A 19,765-nucleotide genomic window follows, 5' to 3' on the forward strand; every position below is an offset into this window, starting at 1 on the left:
GGCGCCGTTTTGTTATCCGCCACGCTTTTTCCCGTGGGGGCGCACTGTCTTAATGGTTTGCATCTCAACCCAACTGCCACGCGATTTTTAACGCGGCAGCAGGCCCAAATCCGGCGAAACCCTCCGGGCCGGGTCGATTTTTGGGGCATGGCGTCGTTAGGGATCGCTTATTTAGCTCGCTAAACCGCGCTCACCCTGCCTAGCCCTGCCCCAAAACTCGGCCCGGCGCGACCGGAAACAAAACGTCAACAGAGCCTAAATCTGGTGTGCCCGGAGGGACTCGAACCCTCACACCTTTTGGCACCAGTTTCTAAGACTGGCGTGTCTACCATTTTCACCACAGGCACATTCGGCGCGGCTGACGTCTGGTTTTCCGATTCGGAAACAAACGCCAACAGAGCCTGGGATTGGGATGCGCCACGGTTCATCGCTTTGATGAAACGTGGAGCGTGATGTCCGGAGCGGTGTGTCTATTTGATTTCACCTCCCCCGGACCTGCAGAAATGGCACCCGCCTGCCATGTCCCGACCTGCTCCCCTTTAGCCAGCAGCGTCGTTACAGCGCACCTCGTTAAGCAAGGGGCGTGGTAACGACACTCAGACGCCTACGGAATCTGGGCAGCAGCAAGTCACCCTGTTCACAGCCAGCCAGGCCGTGATGTTCTGGCGGAAGATGCGGGATTCGAACCCGCGTGCCCCCTGATAGGGACTCTCGCTTAGCAGGCGAGAGCCTTAGGCTCTCGGCCAATCTTCCAAAACTAAAGACGACACGCAACAAGCACAGGGCTCGCCGCAAAAACTTGGGCACACCGTAGGGGTTACGATCCCCTCTGCTCAGGATGAAAGCCTGATGACCTCACCAGAAGTCGAACGGGGCCTTGGTGGACAGGGCTGGATTCGAACCAGCGGACCCGCGATGGGAGCAGTTTTACAGACTGCCGGCATTAACCGCTCGCCCACCTGTCCTTAGAGCTATTGAACAAGCTCTTCGATAATTAATCGGGTGCAGCGCGCCTCGGGGGGCGAGGCGGGCCGGGTGAGGGACCGGCCCGAAGCGAGCTCCGCGCTGCATAAACTGGCTTCCCTGGATGGAATCGAACCACCATCATCCAGCTTCGTAGGCTGGTGCTCATCCTTTGAGACAGGGAAATAAACTTGCCATCAAGACCTTCTTGTATGGCTCCCCGGCGTGGACTCGAACCACGGACCTTCCACTTAACAGGCGGTTGCTCTACCCACTGAGCTACCGGGGAATTGCAGATGGGCTTAGGGGTGGCCAGCCGGGCTCGAACCGGCGACAGTCGGACTCACAATCCGGGGCTCTGCCAACTGAGCTATGGCCACCCCTAAACCCACATGCAAACTTGGCGCAGCAAGCTTTTGACTTGCCGCAAAAACGGGCACACCGTAGGGGTTACGATCCCCTCTGCTCAGGATGAAAGCCTGATGACCTCACCAGAAGTCGAACGGGGCCTTGGTGGACAGGGCTGGATTCGAACCAGCGGACCCGCGATGGGAGCAGTTTTACAGACTGCCGGCATTAACCACTCGCCCACCTGTCCTGAAAATGCAAGTTAACTAACTTAATGTCTGGGCGTAGCGCTCTCCCTGAATTCACACTGCTGCGACACTACACAGCAACCGTGTTCAAAGACGCCCGCCCAGAGACGAATACTGATGGACAGGGTTGGATTCGAACCAACGCACCCCGAAAGGCGCAAACGATACAGTCTGGATGCATGACGTTCGGGAAGCTGGAACCAAACTACGAACCAATTTCCTGATGCCATCCACCTGTCCTAAGTCCATCACGAAAGACACCTTGAGCAAAGTGACTTTCGTAATGGAGCGGATGCAATCGGAAGAACACCCGCTGCATCCACGAATTACGTCGCTCATCGCAACTACTAGCTGCTAACCAAAGCCCAATCTGATAGGACGCGTGGTCGTGACAAGCACGCTACACACCTAGCGGAATAGGCTCTCGCACTGAGCGAAACAAAACCTCTCCATCTTATTAAAGAGCATTGCTGTCCGATTCCGGTAAGTACCGGGAACAGGCCCCGCCGAGCGGGGGCTTCACTGCCAGGATCACCACTTTTCAGATGGCGATCTCAGCCGAATAAAACGTCAGGACAAACAAAAAGCCCGGAGTCCTTGTCGGAGCATCCGGGCTTGATGGGCCTGATCGTTTTATCGATCCGTCGTCAGGGGGTCACCCTTTCGACCTGTGGGAACACCCACGGATGCTTCTTGTTGCTGAACCAGTCTTGCGCATATTCACGGAGTGAGCGCGTATGCAGAGGCAAGCTATCGCTCTGCTGCAGATCACTGGATTGGCTGGCGCGGGTTAAGGCGCCTGCGGCTGGATAAGCAGAAATCACACCTGCGTTACCTGCCCGCTCCCCTGCACGCTTGGCATTGCGGCCAAACGCAACAGCGGCATGGAACGCAAAGCGTTCTGCAGCTGCAATCAGGGTGGAGAGGATGGTATTCACAGTGGATTCCTAAATATTCAAAGTTGGTAAACAAGCCGCCTCGGGCTTTTGATGGAGTGCAGTATGCACAGCGAAAGCGGCAAAAGCAAGCGATTTTTGAAAAAAATTTGCATTCAATGCAAATTTATAGCGATTGATGCGTAAAACAAGCGTTCTATGCGATGTGTTGAGTATATAATGGTACTCGTCGTAGTGAGGGACGACACCCATGTCTAAACCAAGTAACTCAACGCAGGCCGAGCAGGCGCCGCTTGCGGCATTCAAGTATGGCCCACGCCGCCTGGCACTCAATGTCAGAGTGCTGATGGCTGAACGTGGCTATAAGAGCGTCACCACGTTATATCGAGACCTTGCCGCAATGGGCTGCGAAATTTCTTACGCGCAATTCACCCGCATCGTCGATAACCGGGCCGAGAAGCTGAACACCGATGTGCTGGATGCGTTGCTCAATCTTTTCAATTGCTCGATATCAGAACTTTTCATCGAGCAAAAGGCGCCTACCACCTAACCGCCATGCGAATTAAGATGGCTTTTTACCAGCAACAGGCAGTACAATTTACTTACTTCATCTGGGGGCGACCTGGCTTCGACGGGGGTTGCAAAGCAGATGGGGGCATGCCGGGATCTCAGATCTCCCGTTAAACACTGAATATATATAGTCGCCAACGACGAAACTTACGCTCTAGCTGCTTAATCCAGCTGGACTCTGCACTAATTTGACGATGGGTTAGGCGGGCAACCGCAGCAGAGTCATTTAACATCGTATCGCGCAAGATCGGGCCACTTGGTCAAGCGCTAAACTTAAGGTGGCTCGTCAAGGTAAAGCCTGTCGGCCGGCGTTGCTGCGATTAAATCCAAAAGACTGCTCTAAGCATGTAGAACCCACTGTAGAGGACTTTCGGACGCGGGTTCGATTCCCGCCGCCTCCACCAGTATCCCAACCCCGACTGCTTGCAGTCGGGGTTTTTTATTGCCTTCAACAGGCAGCCGTCATTGATGCGCGGTTCACCTTTCCTGTTTCACTCGCACCCAAGCCGCCTGGTCATGCCAGAAGACTGGTCCCACGGGTATTACGGCACCAGGCTCGTAACGCTGGCAAGCGTTGCTGCCTGGGAAGTGGCGGCGTTGGCCAAGGGGATGCGCACCGCTGGCAGCAGGGTGCCATATTTGCCGTTGACCACTTTTCGGGCATGCCAGATTTCTTTCACGCCAGTCAGTTCGGTCAGCATGGCTTGCGGCAGGGCGCGCAGGGCGGTCAGTTCCTGCCAGTTCAGCCACCCTTGCCAGATGGGCCAGAAGTAGCCTTTGCTGACACCCGCTGTCGTTGCTCGGCCATCAGACTGTGGCAATACCGGGTGCATGGGGATCGACTCGGCAAACAGCCAGACCCAGCCTGGCTTGGCGGAAGGTTTTTTACCGGTCGGTGATTCGTAGCCAGTGGCACGGCGGCGCTGGGTGGCCGGGTCGAGCCCGAAGGCGGACTGATCATTAGCGTAGTCGCCGCCAAAGCAGGCAATGGTGAAGGCCTCTTTGGCCACGGCTGGGGCTTGTAGCCGTTTGGCCAGATCTTGCAGGTTCTTGATCAGGGCCTGCTGGCCACTGGTCAAGTCCAAGGCGGTCGGAGTGATGTACAGCTGCGACGGATCGGCGGCATCGGGTCGGAGCACAGCATCGCAACCCCAGCCCGCCATAAAACCCAAGGCCCGCTCATCGCCAGCTTCCGCCGCTTGAGTACAGGTTTGGCGGAACCGCTCGGGACTGACTTTGCGGGTAGTGGCCGACCAGTTGAACTCGAGCGCCAGATGCCGGCCCTGAATATGTTCGACCAGCGCTTGCAGCAGCGCATCTGGCTCAATGCCTGCCAGCACTGCGTAACCCTGATGCCAGCCCAGCCGCACCGGCAAGTCCAGATCTTGCCCCAATACCCGCATCAGGCCGCACGCCGCCAGAAAGGCAGCGGGCGATGCGGCCGGCAAGCCACGCAATTCAGTCGGCATTGGGCTGCTCCTCTCTCGACCGGCGGGCGTCGGCAGCGCGCAACAGCAGCTCCAGCTCGGCGAGTTGCCAGGGGCCCTGTATCGCCGCCTGTTGCAGAAAGCGGCCAGCCCAACCGGCGCCGACATCGCCCAGCGCCTGCCCAGTGGCGTCGGGCTCAGCGCAAGCGCTAAACCAGGGGCGGCCGTGGCCGTGGTGGGTGCCAACCAGCAAGGTCGCCAGATCGGTGGTCTGCGGTTGATAGGCCAACGAGGCCAGCTCATGCCGAAAGCCTTTGGGCAGGCCGGATTGCTTCCATGCCAGGCGCAGGGCGCTCTGGCCGCGTAGACCCGACTTTGCCAAGTCTTGCCCGGCGGCCGCCCGCAAGGGGCTGCCGTATAACATTTGCTGGAACCTCGGTTCCCGTTTGCCCTCGTCGTGGTGTCGTGCGCTGGCCACCAGCAGCGCCAACTGCGGGTGTTGTGCCGCCAGCCGGTGGCACCAGTCGGCCACCCCGGTTTGATGCTCATCGAGTAGGACGGCCACCCCGGCCGTCGTCGCCCCGCCGATTTCCTCTTGCCGATTGCGCCGCAAAATCAGCCCGGCCCGATCCGCCGTACCGGGATAATGTTCCAGCAGATAATGGCCCCCCAACGCCCTGATCGGCGATTCGCGGGCCAGTGTTGCCACAGCATCGCGCAAGGCCGTTTCCGCAACGGCCAGCGCTTCTTCGTCTACTTCTTCATCGGCCTGCTCCGACTGGGATGGCTGCAGCAGGTCCAGATAAGCTTGGGCCAGCGTCAGCCATTGGTCGATCAGGGCATCGATCGTCGCGGCAGTCAGCTCATTATCGGGGGCGGGGGATGTGGTGGGTGGCGCCTGCATCCAGGCTCGCAGACAGGCGGGGTCCAGCCTTACCGCATGGCGATAGGCATGGTGCGTGGCCGAGCACAGCTCGGCCAGATCGACCACGCATTGACGCGATTCCGGATGCCAGCCATACAGGTCGCAACCACCATATTGCGCCGGCAACAGCACGGTATCGCCGGGTCGCAGGTCTGCTGCGCCAACGACGGCAATGTCGTCCGACCCACGCCAGCGTAGAACGGGTTGCTCGCTGAATGCCGGGGTGTTGTTCTCGACCGGGGCGTGGACCAGATCATCCAGATCGCCCACTTCGCCCGTGCCAGCCAACCAACGGCGCAGGCTGGCCAAGGGGATTTCGAGCGCTTCTTCGGTCATCGGCGGCAGAGCCTGCGCTCTGGCCGGCCAGTCCTCCGTTTGCTTCGGGTTCAGGTCCACCCGCCAGATTACGGCGACATCGGTACTCGGCCGGCTGATGCCATGCAGGAAGGGCGCAAAGTCGAAGTTGGGGGCAATCGGGCCGGTTTGTTGCAGCAATTGCAGATGGGCAGGTAGCAGCACCGGCGCGTTGTGGATGGGCTCAGCGGGCGGTGGCTCGCGCTCCAGCGCGGCTTGCAGTGCCGCAATGCCAAAGTCCAGCGGGCCATTCTGGGCAACCGCCTGCAGCCACTGCCAGCTGGCGCCCAGCGCCTCGCCATAGATGGGGTCGGCGGTTTTTTTTTCCCAGTGCAGGATGATGGCGGGTGCGACGTCGCGCCTGCCCAGCCGGTTCAGCCGGCCAAAGCGCTGGCGCAGCGCAGACAGCGGGGCGGATTCGGTCACCAGCCCATCAAAGTCGAAATCGGCGCCGACCTCGATGGTTTGGGTGGCCACCACAAATAAGGGGCGTGGTAGGTGTCGGGTACCGCCAGCCTCCAGACAGGGCAACCAGCCATGCAATAGCCGGTCGCGCTCATAGGGGCGGTTCCGCCCGATCAGCAGCAAGGCGTCGCATTCGGCATGGGCCCGCAGCAGCTCGAATACCTTGCGGGCGGTATGCACGCGGTTGACGACAACGCCTACCAGCGGCCGCCCACCCAGCTGGTCTTTCAGCTGCCATGCGGCCTTGGCCAGTGCTTGCGCCCATTTCCCGGCTGGCCCGCTGAAAGACATCAGGTGGGCGGGTTTGCTGGCGTTCAGGCGTTTCGCCAGCACCGGGTTTTCGTGGTCTGCCGGCCCCAGCGCAAGCGGCGCCTGTGCAATTTGGGGCAAGGTGGCGCTGAGCAGGATGGTCTGCACATCGGCACCATAACGCCGCAGGCGTGACAGGGTCTGGATGAAGGGCACCGACAGATGCGCTTCGTCGAGCAGCAGAAGCAGATCATTGCCCAGAAACCCGGCATGTAGTGGCTGCATGCGGCTGCTGGTGCCATAACCCCGGAACAGCAGGCGCGAGCCGATCTGGTCGATCGTGGCCACCAGCACGGTGATCCGCTCGGGGTACCAAATCCAGTCATCATCGCCGCTCATGCCGCCACGCAATTTGACGGCCTGCAACAGCTCGGCCTGATCACGCCAGATGGCCAGCTCAGGCCGTTGCTCCAGCGCCCGCTGAATTCGTTCGAGCCGGCCGGCAATCTGATCGACCACCAGACGCCGGTCTACCGCAAAGCAAATCCGCCGCCGCCCGCCCTGGAGCGCGGCAAACAGGGCGATGTCGAGCAGCGCGCTCTTGCCGGCAGCGGTCGGCACACAGATGGCATCCAGCGGTTCACCTTGCAGCAGGCGTGCGGCAGCGGCTTCTTGCCAGGGGAACGGCGGGTGGCGGTGGATCGCCCGATAAAACTCGGCAAAGGTCATGTCAGCCCCCATGCGCAGCCGCAAGGGGCCGGAACACTCCCACACCAAAATGCCGGCCCCGCCCGGCCAGCACCGGCCCTTGCACGGCAGCGGCAAAGCGGATGCGGGCATGAAAGCGCGGCACCTTGCTGGCAAAGGCCAGTGCCGACGGCGCCCCGGCAAATTCGCTATACGTGCTGACTTCGATCTGCTCCGGCGTGGGCAGGCCCGCCAATTGCAGCGACTGCGCAATGGCCGCCTGCCAGGCGGGCGCGTCGGCGCGGCGTGGCGGCCGGTCGAGAATCACCGGCGTCACCGTCGCCCAGTCGCGCGCAGCGGCAAACCAGGTGGCGGCCTGCAAGGCACGGGGCGTATTGCGCGGCGGGTCCAGTTGCAGCTGGCCGATGCGGCCGTCGGGCAGCACGATCTGCGACAGGTTCGCCAGCCCGGCCAGAATCTGTTGCCGCTCGGCGCCGCTGAGGCTCACCGGCAGCCCCAGGCCGATCCCCAGAATCATGCCGCTGGCGTGGCGGTGGCCGACATCGGCCAGCGGCAACCAGCACAGATGCGGCAAGTCGCAGTGGCCATGCAGGGCTGGCGGCGCGGCGTCGCCCAGCTGGCTCATCAGTGCCTTGCGCAGGCAGCGGGCCAGCGCCTGAGCCTGCGTCAACTCATAACGGGGACCAGCGTAGCGCAAGGCGATCATCTCAAATGCACTGGGCGCCACCGCCAGCTGCCCCCGCTGACGATAACTATGCCAGCCCTCGCTTGCCGGCAGGGGCCGCCGCACCCTGGGCGCCGTGCGTTCGAACAGCTGGTCCAGCTCCGCCAGCCGCCCCGGCAGACAGACCCGCAGCTGCACCGGCCCGGCTGGGTCGGGGTGGTAGTGCGTGCTGCCGGCCACGGGCGGCACATGGTCGAGCACGCAGACCAGTGCCATCGAATGCGAGGTGCCAACATGGGTGACCCCGGCAGCGATGTCGTCCAGCACCTGCCGCAAATCCGGCGGCGGATTGGTCTGCCAGTAAAGGTGAATCACCGGCTCCCCCACCAGAACCACCTGCGGAAAGTAATGGGCCTGCCGCCAACGCAAGACCGGGTGTTCAAGCTGCACACCGGCACCTGCACCCTTGGTTTTCACCCAATCGGCCGGCGGCACATAGGTTTGTGGCGCGTCAGCAGTGCTGACCTGGGCCGGTGTTTGCAGGCCGGGCGCGCCTTGCGCTTCCAGCCACAGCAACGCCTGTCGCCGCTGCGCGCTCATGCCGGCTCCCGACCGATACGCCGCTGCCACCAAGGCCGAAAACACCCGTGAGGGATGCGGCGGCCACTCAGGCGTGGGCGAGCCCTCGCTTGTCGCCGCGAAGTAGCGGCCACCGGGAAAGGCAATCTGCAGCACGAACATCAATCGCCCTCCGCCTGCACGCCCATTTCCCGGCTGCGACGTACCAGCTCGGTCATCTCGGGGTTGGCGAGCGCCCGGATCGGCTGCTGGCGCCACGCCAGCCCCTGCGCTTCGGCCGCCGCCCGTGCCGCCTGCAGCAAGGTCAGAGCAGCGGCGTGGTCCAGATCCAGCCAGTGGCGGTCCTGCAGGGTTCGGCCGATGACCTCGAATCGAGGCTCGCGCAGGGGTACCAGCTCACAGCCTGAGCGCAGATTAAAGCCCAGCTGCAACTGGGCCGAGAGCGTGTACAAACCCAGCGCCGCAATCGCCACCTGCCCGGCCAGATCGCGCTCGGGCCGGCATTGGCCGGCGGCATCCGGAAAGCGCAGGCGGCGCAGACCGGTTACCGACAACACGCTGGTCTGGCGCGCCTCGGTAATGCAGACCGCTGGTCGGCCCTTGCTCAGCACATTGCCAAACCCCAGCTCGGCGGGGGTGAATTCCTTGGCCTTCTTGGGCGCTTTGTCCTTATCGAGCACAAAGGGCAAGGCCGGGTCGGCCGATTCATAGCCCGGCCCGGCTGCCTTGCGGATGTCCATCGGATCAAACCGGATCGCCGGCACGCTCGATTTCTCGGCATCCAGCCCGATGATCTCGGTAGTGATCAAACGCGGAATCTTCGCCACCAGCGGCCCGCCGCCCCGGTGGCTATCCCAGCCGCCCAGCAGCAACATCAGCGGCGCGTGGGTAAACAAGGCCGTCGCCCGCTCGGGTCGGGCATCCTGCAACGATTGGCCGACCGGCGTCGCCGGAAACGGCAGCCCATCGACCAGCGCGCTGCGCCAGGCCGCATCGTAGAGCCGGTGCGAGAGCTCCAGCACCGAGTATTGCTCGCAGCCGGAAGCCGTCTCGATGTGCAAATCCAGCGCCGGGTAGACAATCTCGCCGCGCCGGCTGGCGGCTTGAATTGCCATTTCTGCGCGGTTGGCCTCGCTCTGCACCGAACTCAAGCTCACAATCTGCCGCTCTCCCGCCGGCCCCTCAGTGCCATCGGCATTCAGCGCCCGCACAAAACCGCGCCGCAACACGATTTCGCCCTTGTCGTAAGTCGGCGGAAACACCAGCCCATCGCCACTCAAGGGCAGCAAGGGTAACTCCAGCCGGATAACGCTGGCGGTTTGTACAGCGGATTCGAGCTGCTGCAGATTTGGGGGCATGGCCTGTCCCTTGAGATTGGCTTGATGGAGGATTCACCCCTACTATAGAAAGGGAAGTTAAAGATTCAATTAAAACTCCAATAAACATAAAGATATCTCCGCTGTGTAGCGTGCTAAAGGCGGCTGCTTCACGATCTGTGGGCTATCTTTCTGATGTTCTCGCTCTTGCGCCTGATGGGGAGTGACTTAGTTGAAGCATGTTGATTGGCGTTTTAGTGGATGGAATGCCGGCCCCCTCCGCTGCCACGGCAGTGGCCCCGTACCCCTGCGCGAACCCCTATCGGTGAGAAATTCCCGACAGCTTCGCGCAACCAGCGCCAGCAAGGCTTGCCGGCGGTTTGAACCTAAACTCTGCTGCCAAACTGCTGACAGCCAAAGCCGGTTCGCGCAAACAGGGGGATTTATCCGGTCTTTTCAATAGCTTGGGAGAGAAGAGGATTTATCGCGGCGAAAGCCGCGACTTCGTTGAAGCCATAAGCCCGGCGACGAAAAGCGCATGGTCTATATGGATTTATCGCGGCAAAAGCCGCGACTTCGTTGAAGCTCGAACAGCTTGAGCGCCCCTTCCTGCGGCGGGATGGATTTATCGCGGCGAAAGCCGCGACTTCGTTGAAGCAAAATTGCTATTTGAGAATGCGCGTAGCACATGAGGATTTATCGCAGCGAAAGCTGCGACTTTGTTGAAGCGACTATTACTACCTTGCTTATGGAATTGGCGGAGGCGGACTTATCGCGGCGAAAGCCGCGACTTCGTTGAAGCTTTTCCGGCACCTGCGGCACCATGTTTGCTAGGGGGATTTATCGCGGCAAAAGCCGTGACTTCGTTGAAGCCCGACAGGGGCCTCGATCCGCTTGGGAGCGATGCCGGATTTATCGCGGCAAAAGCCGCGACTTCGTTGAAGCTTTGAGGCTTAGCGAGTCTGCAAATTCGTGCGCTGGATTTATCGCGACAAAGCCGCGACTTCCTTGTAACTCAAAGCGGTGCAAGCCAGGTGTTTGGCTGTTAACAACGTAAGAATGCCGGGTGAAGCTCTGCGGTCTGGCAAAGCGGCGCCCGGCAAAAGGAGGGGGTGGCGACAAGGAGGATGAAACGGTTTCGTGTCTTACCTGTTAAACGACAATCCGCTGTTCTGGATTGGCGGGATTTGAACCCGCATGGCGACCTTGCAAAGGTGTAGTTCCATCGGCATTCGCCGTAAAACAATGCCCGGTTTTATTCAGGCTTTAATTAAATAATAAATTGAGAAAACCCAAACCCCCAAAAGGGGTGGCGACAAAAAGGGTGAAACGTTTTTCCTGCTCTACCAACTGAGCTACGGTATCGATAATCTGATACCGGCGGGATTCGAACCCGCGACACGGGCATTAAATGTGCTGTAGTTCCACCTGCATTCGCCATAATCTGTGGCAAGGCAATCTGCAAATATACTAATAAGGGTGTGCGACAAGATTGGTGAGTGGTCTCATGCTTGCGCACGGATTGGATTTGAACCAATTGATTTCCATAATGTACACCCACTTGCATTCGCACGGCCAACCCTATTGCCCTGTGGGGCGACAAAAGCCATGAAACTGCTTTCATCGTGGAGGATGTAGTTCCATTTACATTCGCCCCGGCAATCGGTCAGCAACAACATTTAATCACATATTTTCTTCTGTGTGAATCTATTTTCAAAATTATTTTTAAATAGTGCTTTATTGAAAGAGGGTAAGGTTTTAAATGCAACCCTGCCTGACCAAATAAAATTTTATTCAGTCATCTCTCAAAGTTGGGTGAATAGCCCCTTATTTGCCTCGATAGTAATGACACAAACGGGGCGGTGGTTTGGCAGGTCTATTCAAGACCTGCCAAGGGGCAATCACTTCAACGGCAATCTACAGCGGCGTGGCTTCGATGGTATCGACCCAATGCCCCGCGCCGAAGCTGCCGGCTGCAAATTGGGCCATCACATCGAATACCGAATCACCAAAGCCGCCGACATTCAGGATGTCGTGCCGCTCCTGTGCCTGCGTGGTGCCATAAGGCTGGATGTCGATGCACACCAGCTTGGCCTGCGGGTTGATGCGCTTCAGCAATTCCCACTGCCGCATGGTTTCGGTGGAACGGTGACGGCTGGCATCCACCCACGATTCGTTGTCCGAAATCATGATCACGGTATCGACCTTGGCCCGCTCTTGTACCAACTGGGCCAGCGGCGCCGAGCAGTTGGTGCCACCGCCACCAATCTTGGCCAGCTTTTCAGCATTGGTCATGACCGAGTCGCGACGGTTAAGGGCGATGTTCACCACCTTCACTTCGAACGGCATCACGCGGGTTTCGACATTCCGCCGCAAGATGGCCGCTGCCACCAGTGCTGCAACGTCGATGCACCGCACCTTGCTGGTCGAGCCTTGGCGGTGGCCGGTCACCGGGCTTTGCATCGAGCCGGACACATCCGGACATACCACCACATTGCCTTCCAGCTGCGGCACGTTGATCAGGGCGGCGTCGAGCGCATCCTGCAGCGCTTCCCGCACGATGATCGGTACGTCTTCACCGGCCATCCGGTAAGCCGCCAGCAACTGGTAGGGGTAGACGCGGGCTTTGGCCACTGCCGCCGGGTCGGCCAGCTTCTGGGCGATCAGTTGTGGCATACCGGGCTCGCTGAATACGCCGTGGCGAGCCAGGGTGTTCAGGTTCATGCGCAGGGTTTGCCAGCTCATGCGCCGAGCCTGGTCGGCCCATTGCGCGGTGCTCAGGTTTTCGTTGCTCAAGAGCTGAAACGGCACGGCTGGTACGTCACCTGTGGTATCCGCCCGGAAAGCCAGCAGGCTTCGGGTGAGGGGTGGCAGGTGCTCGGCCTGATACGGCTTGCCCAGCAACCATGCAAAGAAGGCTTCCCGCCAGGCTTCGTTCGGCTTGGGGTGGACCATCTTCACCACATCGGCCAGCGAGGGGTCGTTGCCCACCGAAGCCTGCAGCAACTGGATTTCGGTCGCTTCATTCAGCCATTTCTGCACCAGCTTCTTGGGGCGCGTTCCCAACGATTTCCGCCCGGTGGCGCCGCTACGCATGATCTGCACAAAGTTGCGCAGCATCTTGCCGTTATCAATCGTCCGGCCGAATACGGTCGGCAGGCGTTCTGGAGCCTTGCTGCTGAGGACGGCGGTCAGCAAGGCTGGCATATCTTTCATGTAGCCGCGTTCACGGCAGTACACCGCAGTTTTGGCGATGTATTCGCCATCCAGTTTTGCGCACAGCGCCAGCACATCGGCCAATTGGGCGCGGGCGTCGGCATAGAACGTTTGGTTAAGGCAGCCGGTAATCGCCAGCTGTGCCAGCTGGTGCTTCGGCGACAACTGGAATGCCGGTGCGCCGTGATGATTGCGGGCGTCGGTAACAGGTTGCTTGGCGAGCAAGGTATTAAATAATTGTGTGTTGGCCATTTGGCATCTCGCTTGTCTTGATTCGTGGCGACTACATTGCAAGCCCTGTGCCAAACGGCTGAATACAGCTTGATTGTTTTGTTAATGTATTGATATTTATGGAAAAAATATTTATCTGCTAATGTGGTGGCCGGGGGGTGCCGCATTGGGCGGTAGTTTGAAATGCCTAAATTTATATATGGATTTATCTGTAAAGATATAGTCAGGATAAAGCTGGCGTAGCTTGATCGCAGCGCTGGGAGAGGGCTGGTCTGGCCAGCCGCCACAAGGCACTTGGCAGAAACTGGTAGTCGTGGCATTAAGGTGTATATAGATTTGTGGTAAATGCCTTTGCGGGCATTTTTCTTCCCTTTTCGATGTCTATTCAGACAGGTAGCGTTTGTTACGCGCCTGTTAACCACATCAAACCTTATGTGTTCTGCGCCCGCGCAAGCGTGGTGTTGGGCAGTTTTCAATCTGGCATAGGAGCCTGGTTTTTCAGATGGATACTTGGGAAGCCCGAATTCGCGCGAGCCTGGAAGCCGAACGAGATGCATGGCTGGCCAGAAGGCGCCAACAAAAGACCGAGAGTGATTCACGCCGTGCCCAGCTGGCAGCAAAGCGCGAGGCCAGAGAAATTATCCTGGCAGAAGCGGCTAAACGCGGCTTGACGGAGCAGGATTTGATTGAGGCGCTGGCTGCGCAGCAGGCGTAGTTTGGTTGTCAGAACCTCTTGGCGCGCTGCCGGGAGCGTTTTGCAAGACGCAGAAATGAAAAACGACACCGCTTGGTGTCGTTTTCTTTTGAGCCTGGATGCCGGCGGTTTACCAATGGTTGCCACCCCTGCCTGCCGGCAATCCTGACAGTCAGGTGACGATTAGCGGTACTCGATCGAGTCTGTCATCACAAAAATTTCAGATGCCTTGCAAAAGTCGATGCGGAAGTCGTGCACATAACCGTCATCGGACTTGATCTTGATATCGACCTTGCAGTCTTTACCATTGGTGTTGAAATCCATATGCCAGGTTTCTCCGCCCTTGATGCCGCCACGGGTGGTGATCCAGTTGGGGCTCCAGCGCTCGCCCTTTTCCTTGGTAACAAAACTGATCAGCCTATGGCCGGTTTCGTTATGCAGCAGAAAATCGGTGGCGTTTGCCGCAGTGCCAGCCAGACCCATGATCATGGCGGTGAGAACTAAGGTGGATTTCATTGTCGAGCCTCGCTTATTTGGGCAATGTCGAACGCGTCCTTTCATCGCGGCTCGGGTGCGCGCCTTCGCCCTGAGCGATGTTGCGCGACGTTTCCCGATTGCCTGGAAGGCGGCATGTTTCCGAAGTGCCCGGTGGTTAAAAGTGGAAAGTGCCTGCGCAGTCTAGCCAAAGCTTGCCGATCCATTCAGGCCCAAACGGCCTTGGTGAGTGATTGCTTAGGGAAATTCAGCTTCGGTTAGCGCCTTCAACGACATCACTACCGGCTGCTCATGCCGGTGGCGACGCCTCTGCCGGTTTTCTGAGTATGTTGGCCGTGCCAAATCGACCTCACCAAGAGAGCGGCGACGTCGATTTGGCCTGGGCAAGACCAGAAGGCCAAACAGAGGTACTCTGGCAATCATCCAACAGACACCCCCCGATAAAGCGGCCGCCCATGCATATCACTCTAGAAACGCCCGATCAGCCAGACGTCATTGCCCTCATTGCCGAGCTGGATGCATATCAGGACAGCCTCTACCCGCCTGAAAACCGATACGCACTCAATCTGGCGGCGCTCACACAACCCAACGTGCTGTTCGCCGTGGCCCGAAATGCGGAACACCAGGCGATCGCTTGCGGCGCAATCGTCTTGAACACCGAATATGGCGAGTTAAAGCGCATGTATGTCAGCCCGGCTTGCCGAGGCCAGGGCGTTGCCAGGCAACTCCTTGGGCTGCTTGAATCCACGGCGATTAAAGCGGGCGTCACCTTGCTCACCCTCGAAACTGGCCCGTTCCAGCCCGAAGCACTGGCTTTCTACGCCGCCTGCGGATACGAGCCACGCGGGCCATTCGGCACCTACCCTGAAGACCCCATGAGCGTATTCCTTCAAAAACAATTGCGGCCAACAGCGTGAGATTGGCCTGGGTCATCACCAACAGCGGATGGCGATAGTAGGGCCGGCACGCCATGCGACAGAAGACGTCCTGCCGGGGCTTGCCGGAGGTCTCGAATTCACCCGGCAGATGGCTCGTTGTGTTGAAGGTAAAGCGGGTGACCTGATTGTGATCGGCTTTTCAATACGCAGGCCCTGGGCATCGTAACGGTAGGTGGTGGAACCCAACATCTATCTAGACTTTTGTTATTTAGCGTGTTTGCGTTAGCCATTCCAAAAACCAAGGGCTTTCTTTCAATGATGGGCTGGATAAATAACAAAATCGGGTGAATTCATCTCTGCAACCAATTATCTGATGAAGAAGTTCACTTTGATTAATTATCTCGACATCAGGGTTTGGCTGCCAAGTGGTATCACTCTTGCAACGTACTTTATACATCTCATTTACAGGAGTGAATTCTAATTTCCTCTCTGTGCCTTGTTCATATAGCCAAAGTTCGCATGGCTGCATGGATTTAATCGACTTTATAAGGTCTGGAAATTGTTCTAACGCAACAGACAAATCTGTTCCGATGTCTACAGGCCAAACTTCTTGACCAAAACCAGAAATCGTAAACGTTCCTTTCCCTTCAAAAGCGTGACACAGATCATTTAACAGCGAACCAATATCATCCAGCTCTGCATCATACTCTCTAAGTGTTAGAAGCTCTTTGGCGCCATCATGAAATGACAGTCTAATTAGCATGGTTTTTCTCATTAAAAGGTTGGATATGCTGTTCGTAATCCCTCTCCGCGAGGAACTATGATTGCCCATTCTGCACTTGCAATCGAACCATCTGGCTTGATAATTTGCCCAAGCCCTTCGGGAATTCGAACTCTGGTGGGGTCCGATACTTTTATGCCATTCAAAAATTCAGCAGCTCGTTGATTGTCTAGCCACTGCCCTTGGTTATTGCCGGTGCCACGAGCCCTGTCAATAAGTCTCGCCGTATTTTTCGATCCTTCTCCATGTTCAAGAAACGTGTGCCCAAATTTTGGCTTGCTTTTCCAATTTACTTCGGAGGCGGTAAGCGGCCCTCTATCAACCGCATTCGGATCAATCTTAATCCCGGTAATGGCGTAAATAGCCAGTCGGACTTGAGCGGGTCTAGTGAGTGCATTGCATTTGTCTAGAATCTGATTGCCAATTGGCTTGCCCGAAATGCCCATTTCTGGGTTGGTGCCAGTCAGCCACTCACCACTTGTATTGCCTGCTACTGGGGGCATGATGGGGAATGGCAGTGCAATCAGCCCTTGAGGATCGCTGAACGTCAGCGGGTCACCCCCCACATACCCAAACGTATTCATCCCCCCCGCCAGCCCAATCGGATCACTCTGCACATAGCGCCCGGTAGCCGGGTTGTAATCGCGGAAATAGTTGTAGTGGCGTCCGGTTTCGGCGTCGAAGTACTGGCCGGGGAAGCGCAGGTTGAAGGTCAGGCGCTTGCCGTCGCCATCGACATCTTCATTGGGCGGGCTGTTGCCGAAGGGTTCGCCCTCCCAGCGCCAGACGACTTCGCCGGCCTTGCGGGTGATCTCGCGTGGGGTGCCCAGGTGGTCGGTGTGGATGCTGAAGCTGTCTTTGAGTACGCCTGCTTCATAGGTAAACAAAGCCACCGGCAAATCGGCCAGCCAGACGATCTCCTGCCGGGGTTTGCCGTCGGCCTCGTATTCCCCCAGCAGATGGCCGGCGGTGTCGTAAGCAAAACGGGTGATCTGGCCGTTGACCGACTTTTCAATGCGCTGCTATACGTCGCCTAGCTCATTTATCTGCGCAAATTTTGATGACCAATACATGATGTTATTTCTCTTTCTGTCAGAGAGATCTTTAAATTTTTCATCATGTATGATTCTGTTTAAATGTCTATGCAGTGCAAGGCTATCCTTTCCAACCGTTTCAGCAAATATATAGGCAGTTTCCGTATCCAAATCCAAATGGATTAAGAGTATGGTATAAAAGACAATTTTATCTGCTTGCGACCAAGATTTTATTTCTTGCCTGCGTTCGATAAATATATCTAACCATGTTGCAGGTGCGGTGCCAAATTTCCCTAAAAAATCCTCAGTCAAAATTTCCCTTGCTACGGCTTGGACTGCTGGGATTGGTGCGTCGCAGTTAAATTCTGCAAGCCTGGATGGGTGATATATAAATTCTAGCCAAATGCTGAATGGTGTGAAAAATGTAAATATGATGCTATATAAAGTGAATTTTCTCATCTCTTTTTGGATGGTTGTGTGCCGGTATTTTTAGATTTTTCGTGGTGAAATAGGTTTCTAATTTTATAGGGATGGCTTGGTTCTGTAGATAAGATTCCGTAGTGGCAATCATATCGCAATTTATGATAAAGTAATATTTTTGTGGTTTGGATAGGTTGATTTATGCGCATTGAAAAATGCTCTGGCGTTCGTCATGGGCTGTTCCGGTGGATTGCATTTGCTGTTCTGGCGGCTCTGATGGTTGTTGAGGCCGGGGAGCTATCTTCGGATCAGGTGTCCTGTCCGCCCGAGTATGCCTGCATCACCGCTACCGCGGCGGGCAGCAACAATAGGTTGCAGCTAACTGGCAATATCCGTGTGCCGGCTGCTGAGTCTGGGAAGGCGGGAAATCTATATGTTGTAGCGAGTTTGCCGGCAGGTGGGTGGTATGCCCTCACTCGGAGAGGGTGGTCTCCTGTGGGGCGGGGAGATATTCCTGCTGTCGCCAGCGATGTGACCTTGGGTGATCATGCGATTCCGATCCTTGAAGGGTTGATGGATGTATCGTCATTGGTTGGAACGGCTATTTATGCGGGTTATGGTTGGAGTTCGGTGGATCTGATCACTAATCGAAAGTTCGCCAAGATCTATGAGATTGCCGCGACTGGTGGTTCAAAGCCAATTCTACGGACGACAACATCCAACTTGGTAATAGGCGGTTGGGATGGTCAAGGGTGGCGTGCGCCATCACGGACAATAAAGGTTTGGCTTGATCATGCTACAGGCTATGCGGATTGGAAAATCGATAATTTGCCCCCTTGGCTGTCCGTGAGTCCTGCCAAAGGCCGTCTTGATGCGCAAGGGAGCGAGCTGACCTTTACGGTTGATCCCGGAATACTGGGTTTCGGCATGAACGAAACACCGGTCATGTTGACGGCGAATATGGGGGGAGAGACGGTTTCCTCGCCGATTGTGGTGGTAACACGGGTTGATAAGCATTTATTGCTACCTTCTGCGTGGGCAATCGGGTTGTCTAGTACCCCCCATTTCGCACGCCTCAGTCAGCGATTGAAGGTCTTGGATAGTTTTGGTGTAGCCGCCAGTTGGCAAGCGAGGTCTGATGCCGGGTGGTTGAGGGTTACTCCAAGTGGTTCAACCGGATCGGGGAGTGAGCTGGTGGTTGAGGCGAACCCAGATACTTTGCCTTCCGGCCAGATCAGTTACGCCAATGTCACCATCCTGCCCGACGATGCCAGGATCAACCCGGTGCAAGTCAAAGTTGCATTGTGGAAGGGTGGGGATGCGCCAGAAACTTCCCGGTGGATGATTCCGTACAGCCGAATCGTGGCAGATCCGTTACGGCCGGTGGTGTATGTCCATAATGGAGGACAAGCCATTGACGTATATAACGCCTATACAACGCATAAAGTCGCGACCATTATCGAACCGGGCATGATTGCCGGCGCGATGGCCGTTTCGCCGGATGGGGGGACGCTGTATGTCTATGATGGTGCTGCATCGCAAGTAGTTACGTTTGATCTGCAGACTCAGCAGAAGATCAGTAGCTGGCCCATGCGGAAATTGAACGACGGCCCCGAATCATTGCTGGTGACGCGCTTGAATGGGGTGGACTTGTTGTTGAACAGTTATGGCGGTGTTACCCGGGGCGAGGTATTCGTGGGTGCGCCAGGTTTGAGAGGCTTCGTTGTTGCCAGCGCCAATGGTCAACGCATTTTTGCGCGTCGCTCGTCAGGCGAGATGGTGTCGGTAAAACTGGATTACACGCATTTGTTTGGTGGCGTGTTGGAAGTGACAGGCCCACCGTCTGAGCCGTTTACCGCCGCTGCCGGTAGCGATATCGCGGTGGCTGCGGATGATTCCAGTATATATACCGCCGGTAGCGGCACCGGCTATTGTGCGCGGCTGGACCCGGCCAGTCTGATGCCGACAGATCACTTCTCGGTGCAGCAAGGTGTTGCCAATAATGTTGAGGTAACGACTGATGGTCGAGTGGTGTGTGGAATTCGCAGTATCGACTTGACTGCAGATTTATGGGTTCATTCAGCAACCGGGGCTGTTATCAAGCACCGCAGGCTTGCCGGGGCTGGTACGGCTCTGAGGGGTCGTAGTCTGGTGCTGACACCTGATGGCAACGTGGCTGTGGCCTTGACTGATGACTCGGCGATTAATTTCACGGGGATTGGGCACTAGGCTCTGTTGACCTGATCACATTCACCTCTGCCTGGCTGGGAAAAAGTCGATCTGGTTTCGACGCAACCTGCCAGG

15 protein-coding genes, 8 tRNA genes and 1 other RNA gene are annotated in these 19,765 nt (G+C 57.4%); 6 read left to right on the top strand and 18 right to left on the bottom strand.

Translation table 11 applies throughout. The features are described from left to right. On the top strand, positions 1-183 hold a 183-nt coding region (locus PZA18_RS17805), incomplete at its 5' end, for a hypothetical protein (RefSeq protein ID WP_284102229.1). A gap of 79 nt (positions 184-262) precedes the next feature. On the opposite strand, the gene PZA18_RS17810 is transcribed toward PZA18_RS17805, so the two are convergent. The 9 genes from PZA18_RS17810 to PZA18_RS17850 form a co-directional block, all read right to left on the bottom strand. Further along, positions 263-347: transfer RNA gene (locus tag PZA18_RS17810), tRNA-Leu, on the bottom strand. Between the two features lie 316 nt (positions 348-663). Further along, positions 664-753: transfer RNA gene (locus PZA18_RS17815), tRNA-Ser, on the bottom strand. 125 nt (positions 754-878) lie between these two features. Next, positions 879-965: transfer RNA gene (locus tag PZA18_RS17820), tRNA-Tyr, on the bottom strand. A gap of 110 nt (positions 966-1,075) precedes the next feature. Continuing rightward, positions 1,076-1,148 (bottom strand) — tRNA-Arg (locus PZA18_RS17825). Between the two features lie 28 nt (positions 1,149-1,176). Beyond that, positions 1,177-1,252 (bottom strand) — tRNA-Asn (locus tag PZA18_RS17830). Positions 1,253-1,270: 18 nt separating this feature from the next. Further along, positions 1,271-1,343: transfer RNA gene (locus PZA18_RS17835), tRNA-His, on the bottom strand. Positions 1,344-1,474: 131 nt separating this feature from the next. After that, a tRNA-Tyr gene (locus tag PZA18_RS17840) sits at positions 1,475-1,561 on the bottom strand. A gap of 116 nt (positions 1,562-1,677) precedes the next feature. Then, positions 1,678-1,799: transfer RNA gene (locus PZA18_RS17845), tRNA-OTHER, on the bottom strand. Between the two features lie 407 nt (positions 1,800-2,206). Beyond that, positions 2,207-2,497: a hypothetical protein gene (locus PZA18_RS17850; RefSeq protein ID WP_284102230.1), complete on the bottom strand. Its 291-nt coding sequence runs from the start codon at positions 2,495-2,497 to the stop codon at positions 2,207-2,209. A gap of 208 nt (positions 2,498-2,705) precedes the next feature. Here PZA18_RS17850 and PZA18_RS17855 point away from each other — a divergent pair, with 208 nt between their 5' ends. Further along, entirely contained in the window at positions 2,706-3,005 is a 300-nt protein-coding gene (locus PZA18_RS17855) for a helix-turn-helix domain-containing protein (RefSeq protein WP_284102231.1), read from the top strand. Positions 3,006-3,068: 63 nt separating this feature from the next. Next, positions 3,069-3,429, top strand: a transfer-messenger RNA (tmRNA) gene (ssrA, locus tag PZA18_RS17860). Positions 3,430-3,567: 138 nt separating this feature from the next. Here ssrA and PZA18_RS17865 read toward each other — a convergent pair. The 5 genes from PZA18_RS17865 to PZA18_RS17885 form a co-directional block, all read right to left on the bottom strand. After that, complete coding sequence (locus tag PZA18_RS17865) at positions 3,568-4,494, bottom strand: type I-G CRISPR-associated protein, Cas3-extension family (protein WP_284102232.1); 927 nt, start codon at positions 4,492-4,494, stop codon at positions 3,568-3,570. Beyond that, complete coding sequence (gene cas3g / locus PZA18_RS17870) at positions 4,484-7,285, bottom strand: type I-G CRISPR-associated helicase/endonuclease Cas3g (RefSeq protein WP_284102233.1); 2,802 nt, start codon at positions 7,283-7,285, stop codon at positions 4,484-4,486. Before cas3g ends, PZA18_RS17865 begins: the two co-directional genes overlap by 11 nt. Then, a complete protein-coding gene (gene csb2, locus PZA18_RS17875; protein WP_284102234.1) occupies positions 7,176-8,558 on the bottom strand; it encodes a type I-G CRISPR-associated protein Csb2 in 1,383 nt (460 codons plus the stop codon). Before csb2 ends, cas3g begins: the two co-directional genes overlap by 110 nt. Next, positions 8,558-9,754, bottom strand: a complete 1,197-nt coding sequence (cas7g, locus tag PZA18_RS17880; RefSeq protein WP_284102235.1) for a type I-G CRISPR-associated RAMP protein Csb1/Cas7g — start codon at positions 9,752-9,754, stop codon at positions 8,558-8,560. The genes csb2 and cas7g overlap by 1 nt, the downstream gene beginning before the upstream one ends. A gap of 1,875 nt (positions 9,755-11,629) precedes the next feature. Next, positions 11,630-13,180, bottom strand: coding sequence for a vWA domain-containing protein (locus PZA18_RS17885; RefSeq protein ID WP_284102236.1), 1,551 nt, complete (start codon positions 13,178-13,180; stop codon positions 11,630-11,632). A 481-nt stretch (positions 13,181-13,661) separates the two neighbouring features. On the opposite strand from PZA18_RS17885, the gene PZA18_RS17890 reads away from it, so the two are divergent. Beyond that, entirely contained in the window at positions 13,662-13,874 is a 213-nt protein-coding gene (locus PZA18_RS17890; RefSeq protein WP_284102237.1) for a hypothetical protein, read from the top strand. Positions 13,875-14,036: 162 nt separating this feature from the next. On the opposite strand, the gene PZA18_RS17895 is transcribed toward PZA18_RS17890, so the two are convergent. Next, entirely contained in the window at positions 14,037-14,369 is a 333-nt protein-coding gene (locus PZA18_RS17895) for a hypothetical protein (protein ID WP_284102238.1), read from the bottom strand. 434 nt (positions 14,370-14,803) lie between these two features. On the opposite strand from PZA18_RS17895, the gene PZA18_RS17900 reads away from it, so the two are divergent. Next, positions 14,804-15,265, top strand: coding sequence for a GNAT family N-acetyltransferase (locus PZA18_RS17900; RefSeq protein WP_284102239.1), 462 nt, complete (start codon positions 14,804-14,806; stop codon positions 15,263-15,265). A gap of 229 nt (positions 15,266-15,494) precedes the next feature. Here PZA18_RS17900 and PZA18_RS17905 read toward each other — a convergent pair whose 3' ends face one another. From PZA18_RS17905 to PZA18_RS17915, 3 genes are all read right to left on the bottom strand, one after another. Further along, positions 15,495-15,989: a hypothetical protein gene (locus PZA18_RS17905; RefSeq protein WP_284102240.1), complete on the bottom strand. Its 495-nt coding sequence runs from the start codon at positions 15,987-15,989 to the stop codon at positions 15,495-15,497. Positions 15,990-16,000: 11 nt separating this feature from the next. Beyond that, positions 16,001-16,900 (bottom strand): RHS repeat domain-containing protein, encoded by a 900-nt coding sequence (locus PZA18_RS17910; RefSeq protein ID WP_284102241.1) that lies wholly within the window; start codon positions 16,898-16,900, stop codon positions 16,001-16,003. 129 nt (positions 16,901-17,029) lie between these two features. Beyond that, a complete protein-coding gene (locus tag PZA18_RS17915) occupies positions 17,030-17,500 on the bottom strand; it encodes a hypothetical protein (protein WP_284102242.1) in 471 nt (156 codons plus the stop codon). A gap of 807 nt (positions 17,501-18,307) precedes the next feature. On the opposite strand from PZA18_RS17915, the gene PZA18_RS17920 reads away from it, so the two are divergent. Further along, entirely contained in the window at positions 18,308-19,690 is a 1,383-nt protein-coding gene (locus tag PZA18_RS17920) for a YncE family protein (RefSeq protein WP_284102243.1), read from the top strand. The last annotated feature ends 75 nt before the right edge of the window (positions 19,691-19,765 follow it).

The sequence above is a fragment of the Parachitinimonas caeni genome (genome assembly GCF_030129945.1).
Classification (GTDB): Bacteria; Pseudomonadota; Gammaproteobacteria; order Burkholderiales; family Chitinimonadaceae; genus Parachitinimonas; species Parachitinimonas caeni.